The sequence below is a fragment of the Lactiplantibacillus paraxiangfangensis genome (assembly GCF_036246185.1).
Classification (GTDB): domain Bacteria; phylum Bacillota; class Bacilli; order Lactobacillales; family Lactobacillaceae; genus Lactiplantibacillus; species Lactiplantibacillus paraxiangfangensis.
In genome coordinates this window covers 95733-103174 of the sequence record NZ_BTPW01000013.1, presented here as the reverse complement: position 1 = coordinate 103174, position 7442 = coordinate 95733, and the positions used below count along the sequence as shown (strand labels likewise).

The following is a 7442-nucleotide window of genomic DNA, read 5'->3' as shown; positions in this document are numbered from 1 at the left end:
AAATTGGTCGCGTTTTTACACACGAATTCGGATTGAATTTACAATTCAGAACAAAAAAAGGAAACCAATTCGAAAATGAATTGGTTTCCTCATAAAGTTCCTCATCAACAGCCGTTGACAAAGAGCCGAATAATCGCTTCTTTCACGTTAATGCTCACAAACTGACCGCCTTTTGTCACACTCTTTTAAAATTTCTTCGGTGGTCGTTCGGGATCGTACATCCGTTGCTTGATGTCATCCATTTCTTGATCTAATTCGGTAATTAATTGTGCCTTTTTGGTCAACGACTGCCGTAACGCAGCTTGATGGGGCACGTTCTTTTTATAGTTCAGTTCATGCTCTAACGACGCCCAAAAATTCATCGCAATCGTTCGAATCTGTAACTCAACTTCAATGATACTCGGACCATCAACCGTGTAGACTGGCACCCCAAGAATCAAATGTAAACTTTGATAGCCATTCGGTTTTGGATGATGGATGTAATCCTTCTCTTTTAGAACTTTAATATCAGCTTGCGTCGCTAATAGATCTTCCACCGTTTTGACATCGCTCAAAAATCGAACAATCAGTCGAATCCCAGCAATATCGTGTAAGTTACTAAACACCGCGTCAAAGGTCAGCGGCAGGTGCTTGCGTTTTAACTTACCCACGATACTTTCTGGTGACTTGATTCGTGACTGCTTGCTATCGATCAAGGCATAGCCGTAGCGTAACTCATACTCCCGGCTAATGTAATCCAGCTTGTCTAAGACCAACTTCATGGCCACCTCGTAACGCAGCGAGTAGGCCTTCAGCTGGTCGACCGCCTGCAATAACTCCGGCGGGGCTGGTAAAAATTGATCATCATTTGCGACTGGTTGAGAATTTGCTGTGCTCACTAAAATCCGCTCCAATTATAAACTCTTAACGCTCTCATGTATCGTAACTATTGAGTCGTAACCATCCATTCCCGGACGATTTGATCGTAATCGATCTGATATTCCTGATCACCAGCTGAGTACGCTAGCCGACCAGCAACATCCCTAAACTCACTCGGAATCAAGCCGTGCGCTTCTAAAACATTTAAGCGACCAGCTACCATTCGGTCAGTCAAAAAGTGTTCAAAGCGTTGCCAAAACCGTTCAAAGGTGGCAAAGTCATGCACATCAAAGATTTCATTCCGCAAAACTTCTGCATCAAACTCTAAACGAATGTTAGAATTTTTTGGTGTCAATTGGCTTCCCCTCCATGGATTGGTCATAACTCAATCATAAGCATAATCAGAACATTCCGCAATGATTCTTCTCAACACTAATGGGAAAAAGCTTAGTTAATTTTCCGCTTAGGGTTAAGCAAGTTCATCGGATCAAATAATGCTTTGATTTGATGTTGCAGTTGGTCAACGTCTTCACCGAGTTCGGCATTGTTCCACTGGTTTTTGAGCATCCCTACGGCGTGTTCACCAGAAATCGTGCCACCTAACACTAATGTCTGCTTGAACATCTCTTGTAATGCAATAATCACGTTTTCTGGTACTTCCGTTGCTTCCTTTGGCCAAACTAGTGTTGGGTGGACGTTCCCATCACCAGCGTGTCCCGCCGTATAAATCTTAACATCTAACCGTTTTGCAAGGTCTTGAATGTAATCCATCAAAGGTGCCAGTTGTGACAACGGAACCGCCATATCTTCCATAATATGGTTCTGTCCTGCAAAGACGGCTGGTAACATATCACGCCGTAATTGTTCCAGCTTAGCTTGTTCGTCTGGATCAGTCGTCACCGTCACGTTGCTAGCAGAATATTCCGCTAACAACTTTTTAACGACGTTCATGCTGGCCTCACCACCGTTGTCGAGCTTGAAGATCAACATTGCAGCGTTATCTTCTGCATAATGCGTATCCTCATAGCGATCCAAAGCAGCGACCGTGTTCGCATCTAAGGCTTCCAACATTGTTGGGTAAACCCCAGAAATCCGGATTGCCGTTACGGCCTTGGCTAACGCCGTCATGTTGTCGAAGAAAGCCACACCCATCACCGGTGTCCCTAATGGAATCGGCAATAGTTTTACGATGACCTTCGTAATGATGCCTAACGTGCCTTCAGAACCGACCATCAGTTGTGTTAAATCATAGCCAAACGCTTGTTTTAAGGTCCGGCCGCCCAACTTGATTTCGCGCCCATCGGCTAAAACGACGTTCACACCAAGAACGTTATCTTTAGTAGCACCATATTTAACGGTACTCATCCCACCGGCATTCGTCGCAACGTTGCCACCAATACCAGACATCGGACGTGAACCAGGATCTGGCGCGTAAAACATGCCCTGCTCCCGTGCGGCCTTATCCAAATCGCCATTAATCACTCCGGGTTCAACCACGGCTAATGAATCAGCCTTACTGATTTCTAGAATCCGATTCATTTTTACCGTTGAAAGGAGCAAGCTACCCTCAATACCTTCTGAACCCACTACGGTGCTGGTCGTTTGCGCTTGGGGTACAACCGGGATATGATACTTCCGGGCAATTTTTAAGGTGCCCTGGATGTCATGCGTTGAATGCGCTTCAACGTAGGCCAATGCTAAGCCGCTATCCTCATCCGTCATCTTTGTGCTGAATGAATATTGTTGCAGCGTTTCCTTATCAGTAAATACTTTTCCATCGGTGACTTGTGCTTTCAAGTCATCCAAAACTTCTTCATTACTAAATGCTCTAAAGACTGTCATGGTCAAAACCTCGCTTTGTCTAATTAGTACATAGGTCAGTATAAATCAAGTTTTCAGATTCGCCACCAATACAGTCTCATTAACCTCAAATAACCGATTAGCTTAGTTTCCAATCTAAGTACGTTTAGTGGTATCTATTTTTTGAATTGCGTACACTCAAAATAAGTATTTTTCTGGCATGCACTTCTCAAGGTATGCTAGTAGTTGAGTTTAATAATTTTGGGGAAGTTCCACTAAGAGAGGTCGTTAACATGCAGCACATGGGAAAATCTAAAGGTCGTCCAATTTTAATTGCGGCTGGATTAATTGTTTTAATGGTCGCCATCTCAGTTGGCCTGATCATTCGGCAGGCTCAGGCCCGGTATCAGTCCGCTATTTATACGGGAAATAGCCAACGGGTCGATACCACTAAGCCGTTAAGCATCCTACTACTAGGCGTCGACACCGGAGCTGATGGCCGAATCGACAAAGGCAATTCGGATACGATCATGGTCGTCACCATCAATCCTAAGACTAAGAAGACCGTTATTACGAGTATTCCGCGGGACTCCTTAGCAGAAATGGTCGGTGATCAAAAGACCAACGTTCAAAAGCTCAACGCTGCTTATAATATCGGTGGCTCAGCCATGGCTAAAGCCAGCGTATCAAAGCTGCTCAACATCCCCATTAACTACTACGCAACACTTAATATGGGTGGGCTGAAACAAATCGTCAACGCCGTGGGTGGGGTAACCATCACCAGTCCCATTAACAGTAACTTTGACGGTGTCAGCATCTCTAAAGGCACGCACCACTTGAACGGTAAGGAAGCCCTTAGCTACTCCCGGATGCGTTACCAAGATCCCCGGGGCGATTACGGCCGGCAATTGCGGCAACAACAAGTGATGCGGGCCGTCTTAGTCAAGCTGACCAAGACCGGCACCTATAGTCGCTATAACCAGTTACTTGCTTCACTTAAAGGTAACCTTAAAACCGACTTGAGTTTCAATGACCTCGTCGGCTTGGCTACCCACGACCGCGCCAACTTGAAGGGCATTAAATCAACGCAAATTGTTGGCCAACCCGCTTGGATCAATACCAGTTCCTACCAAATTTTAAGCACCAGTACTTTGCAAAGTGCCTCTGATCAACTCCGTCAGGAACTGGGCTTAAAGTCAGCTAAAATCAGCAACATGGAAACCAAACTCAACGCACAAAATACGGCTTACGACGGTAAAACGAACCTGAATTACAACACCGACGGACTAGATACCATCACTTACACGGATGGAACCCACTAAGTTTAATTAGCCGCTCTGTCGGATAACCTTGGTGTGCCCGGCCATTACTAAAAAGATGGACTTTAAGGAATTATTATCACTCCTTAAAGCCCATCTTTTTGATTGATTGCCTAAATTAGCCGCTCCGCCAGTCAGAATTGTTATGATCTCAAAACTCATTGAATCATCGGAGGCTATTGCTGATAGCATCGGCCGTGAAGGTGGTGTTAGAGCGGCGTTTTTTCTGCCGGTCTTACACCACGGACGGTCCGGGACAATTGCGAATTGTGCAAGTGTTCCGGGCGAGGGTTAAGACCGCTTCTCAGGCTTAACCCGGTCCCACGACCGCATGTTATCAGCAATAACCGGACTAGAGACTAGGTCCATAATTGTAATATCTAACTGACCCACGTCTTGATGCGGGTCAGCAGGCCACCCGTATCATCATTAAATTCATACTTTTTATTTTCCCGGGCCGTGCTAGCCTGGTCAGGATTAACACGCAATTCACTCACCTTAAACGTTAATTCCAACGGTTTAAAGGCTTGCAGCGAGCGAATCCAAATTCGATCCGCAGTACGCTGCGCATCCACAAAGAAGTATCGTTCACGCGTTGTCGTTAAATCAATTTGTTTCACAATTCCGGTGGCCATTTGGATTACTTCCCCTCGTTTTCTTAACGCCCTCACTATAACCGCTGAAACGCGTTTCAGGTCAAGTCACAGGCCCTATCTTTTTTTAATTGAAAGTCTAATTGTTACATTTTGGTAACAGCGTTACAAAAAGCTAGTCAAATTAGTCAAACGGTTGTACTATGTCTATAGGAAAATTCATTTAAACGGTAGTTTTTGTAGCCGTTAAAATCCGAGATGAAGGAGCTCCCCGTGATGGTCAATGCTGATTCAGTTCACACAAAAAAATACTGCTACCTTATTGAACTCACTGGCGACAAACAGACCGAACTGTTAGCCGCACTCACCCCTAGCGAAGAAGATTTGGGCGATTGGGAGCGCGTTTATTCCGCTAAGTTACCCACTTGGCGTTTATGGACGAATGCTAACGCTGACACGGTCCGCTTCACCGTGACACACCTCATCGCCCGCTACGGGTTACCCCAGAATGATTACTGGTTGATTCAGTACCGGGGAAATGATCACGGTCACCCGCAGATGTTACACCCTCAATTTCACACTCGCTAAAAATTTAAATTAATTTCAAAAACGACGAGTCTGGGACAAGACTCAAAAAGCCAATCAGAAAATTTCTGGTTGGCTTTTCCTATTGCTATGGTCGAAACGTGTGCCAAAAGGCAATTTGTTCCGCTTAACCCGAAAGCAGCGACTATTCCAAACCCAGGAATAATCACTACTTTCATGTTAATGCTCGCAAACTAGCCGCCTTTTGGCCCACTCTTTAAATTTAGTACGTTCCCTTGATAACAAAGAATGAACCACGAATGGTTCCAGCGAGTTTGGAACGTTGCCGAGCAAACTTGAACTTGCCTTCAAATTCAGCGGGGATTTCCATACCATCACTCAGTTTGAAGCCAACTGCCCGTTTGCCGCCTTCTTCAAGGCTATATAAGACATTAACGGCCAGTCCATTTTCGTAAAAGACATAGGCCCACTTAGTCCCTTCAACGACAAATTCGGTCACCTCTAACGGCTTGTAGCTAAAGTGCATGTCACGTTCCGCTAAGACCGTTTCAATCCATTTTAAGGTCTCAGGCGCTTCACTTGCCGGCACCGTGACAAATTCATGCTTAAACTTATTCCAAAAATAACGGGCTTCATTTGAACGTAACCCAGCTAATGCGGGTGCCACTGGTGAGCTTTCGAGTCCCACGGTCGAAACTGTTTTAAAATCTACTTTATAGGCCAATATTAACATCATCCTTCACGATTAATAACCAAAATTATACGCCCGAATTGTTAACCAAGTCACTGATTGTCGCTCATAAAAAAAGATGGTGTTAATTACCGATTTACGGCAACTAATACCATCTTCTTATTTAAAATACTAGTTTATGCTTTAACAGCTTCACCAGCGGCTTTTTTAGCTGCAAAGGTCTTTTCTTCCTTAACCTTATCACGATCTAAGGCCTTGAAGAAGAAGTAGTAGATAGCGCCATCGATAACGATATTAACAACTTGTAATACCGCACCAGAGACGTGACCAGTTGCAAGGAAACCGGAGATAATTGGCGGCGTTGTCCAAGGAACCATGACACCCATGGTCCGAGCCACTAACCCAGTCGACATTGCGAAGTAAGTCGTCGTAACGTTAACTAATGGGGCAGCGATAAATGGAATTGCCATCCGGTAGTTCATAACGATTGGTAAACCAAAGACGATTGGTTCGTTGATGTTAAAGATCGCAGGACCGACGATTAATTTACCTAAAGTCTTAAATTCAGCACTCCGTGAAACAAAGGCAATCATGAAAGCTAACCCTAAGGTCGCACCAGAACCACCCATGTGGACGAAGTTATCGAAGAATTGTTGTGTAACAACGTTTGGTAATGCTTTGCCGGCTTTTAAAGCGTCGGCGTTTTGTTGCATCGCAGCCAACCAGATTGGTTGCATAACACCAGAAACAACGTTGGCACCGTGAATACCGAAAATCCAAAGAATACATACAACGAATTCGGCAACGAGGGCACCTGGTAAGGTGTTACTCAATAGGCCTAATGGTTTGGCTAAAGCGAAGGAAACAACGTTTGGAATACTTTGCATTGGTGTTGCTTCAACACCCATACGGAGTAACCACATCAAGAATAAGATAATGAAACCAGGAACTAAGGCAGCAAACGAGTTGCTGACAGCCGGTGGAACACTTTCTGGCATCTTAATCGTCCAATTGCGGTGAACCATGTACACATACAAGTCAGTAATAAATAAACCAATTAAAAGGGCTGTAAACAAACCGGCTGAATCAAGTTGTGTTAATGGAACCCAGAGTGCGCCTGCTTTATCAGTAGTTAGTGGAATGGTTAACATCCACGCACTCAAAGAAACGATTGAAGCAGAAATTGGATCGACTTTATAACTCTTAGCCAAGTTATAAGAAATCCCAATAACGGCAATCAAACCCATGATATGGAATGATGCATTGGTTGGATATTGAACAATTGTCTGCCAGTTCTTACCAAAGGTACTTAACATAAAGTTTTGGTAACCTTGAATAGGGAACTGGGCAATGATCATGAAGACTGACCCAATAATAATCATTGGTACGGCTAGTGTCATCCCATCACGTAACGCGATTAAGTGACGAGAACCAGCAATTTTACCAAAGAATGGAATGAGTCGGTCGTTGACGAAGCTAGACTTATTGTTTTCGCTCATGTCGTGACCCCCTAGAATAATTTAAAAAACCGAAAACCACACCCGTTAACAAGTTGACCCGGATATATCACGGGTCAGTTTACAAACTAACCTACTCCTGATAATGGCCGATTATCATGATTAATTTGTCACCGTT

Annotated in this window: 8 protein-coding genes; 2 read left to right on the top strand and 6 right to left on the bottom strand. The window is 44.4% G+C overall.

The window, feature by feature from the left end:
* Positions 1 to 185 precede the first annotated feature (185 nt).
* From AAA939_RS08980 to AAA939_RS08970, 3 genes are all read right to left on the bottom strand, one after another.
* Positions 186 to 878 carry a GTP pyrophosphokinase gene (locus tag AAA939_RS08980; protein WP_338209717.1) on the bottom strand — a complete coding sequence of 231 codons (693 nt, stop codon included), beginning with the start codon at positions 876 to 878 and terminating at the stop codon, positions 186 to 188.
* 47 nt (positions 879 to 925) lie between these two features.
* Positions 926 to 1213 carry a hypothetical protein gene (locus tag AAA939_RS08975; protein WP_338209715.1) on the bottom strand — a complete coding sequence of 96 codons (288 nt, stop codon included), beginning with the start codon at positions 1211 to 1213 and terminating at the stop codon, positions 926 to 928.
* 92 nt (positions 1214 to 1305) lie between these two features.
* The gene (locus AAA939_RS08970) at positions 1306 to 2700 is read right to left on the bottom strand and encodes an FAD-binding oxidoreductase (RefSeq protein ID WP_338230850.1); all 1395 of its coding nucleotides are present in this window, start codon (positions 2698 to 2700) and stop codon (positions 1306 to 1308) included.
* A gap of 251 nt (positions 2701 to 2951) precedes the next feature.
* On the opposite strand from AAA939_RS08970, the gene AAA939_RS08965 reads away from it, so the two are divergent.
* The gene (locus AAA939_RS08965) at positions 2952 to 3980 is read left to right on the top strand and encodes an LCP family protein (protein ID WP_338209712.1); all 1029 of its coding nucleotides are present in this window, start codon (positions 2952 to 2954) and stop codon (positions 3978 to 3980) included.
* 377 nt (positions 3981 to 4357) lie between these two features.
* Here AAA939_RS08965 and AAA939_RS08960 read toward each other — a convergent pair whose 3' ends face one another.
* Complete coding sequence (locus AAA939_RS08960) at positions 4358 to 4612, bottom strand: hypothetical protein (RefSeq protein ID WP_338209710.1); 255 nt, start codon at positions 4610 to 4612, stop codon at positions 4358 to 4360.
* A gap of 234 nt (positions 4613 to 4846) precedes the next feature.
* On the opposite strand from AAA939_RS08960, the gene AAA939_RS08955 reads away from it, so the two are divergent.
* Positions 4847 to 5158, top strand: coding sequence for a hypothetical protein (locus AAA939_RS08955; protein ID WP_338209708.1), 312 nt, complete (start codon positions 4847 to 4849; stop codon positions 5156 to 5158).
* Positions 5159 to 5378: 220 nt separating this feature from the next.
* On the opposite strand, the gene AAA939_RS08950 is transcribed toward AAA939_RS08955, so the two are convergent.
* Both AAA939_RS08950 and celB read right to left on the bottom strand, forming a co-directional pair.
* Positions 5379 to 5840: a phage tail protein gene (locus AAA939_RS08950; RefSeq protein WP_338209704.1), complete on the bottom strand. Its 462-nt coding sequence runs from the start codon at positions 5838 to 5840 to the stop codon at positions 5379 to 5381.
* 143 nt (positions 5841 to 5983) lie between these two features.
* Positions 5984 to 7306 carry a PTS cellobiose transporter subunit IIC gene (gene celB, locus AAA939_RS08945; protein WP_338230849.1) on the bottom strand — a complete coding sequence of 441 codons (1323 nt, stop codon included), beginning with the start codon at positions 7304 to 7306 and terminating at the stop codon, positions 5984 to 5986.
* Positions 7307 to 7442: the final 136 nt, after the last annotated feature.

Bases quoted from the DNA above. Each gene is read 5' to 3' on its own strand.
- AAA939_RS08970 (WP_338230850.1), bottom strand. From the start codon at position 2,700: ATGACAGTCTTTAGAGCATTTAGTAATGAAGAAGTTTTGGATGACTTG.
- AAA939_RS08965 (WP_338209712.1), top strand. From the start codon at position 2,952: ATGCAGCACATGGGAAAATCTAAAGGTCGTCCAATTTTAATTGCGGCT.
- AAA939_RS08960 (WP_338209710.1), bottom strand. From the start codon at position 4,612: ATGGCCACCGGAATTGTGAAACAAATTGATTTAACGACAACGCGTGAA.
- AAA939_RS08955 (WP_338209708.1), top strand. From the start codon at position 4,847: ATGGTCAATGCTGATTCAGTTCACACAAAAAAATACTGCTACCTTATT.
- celB (WP_338230849.1), bottom strand. From the start codon at position 7,306: ATGAGCGAAAACAATAAGTCTAGCTTCGTCAACGACCGACTCATTCCA.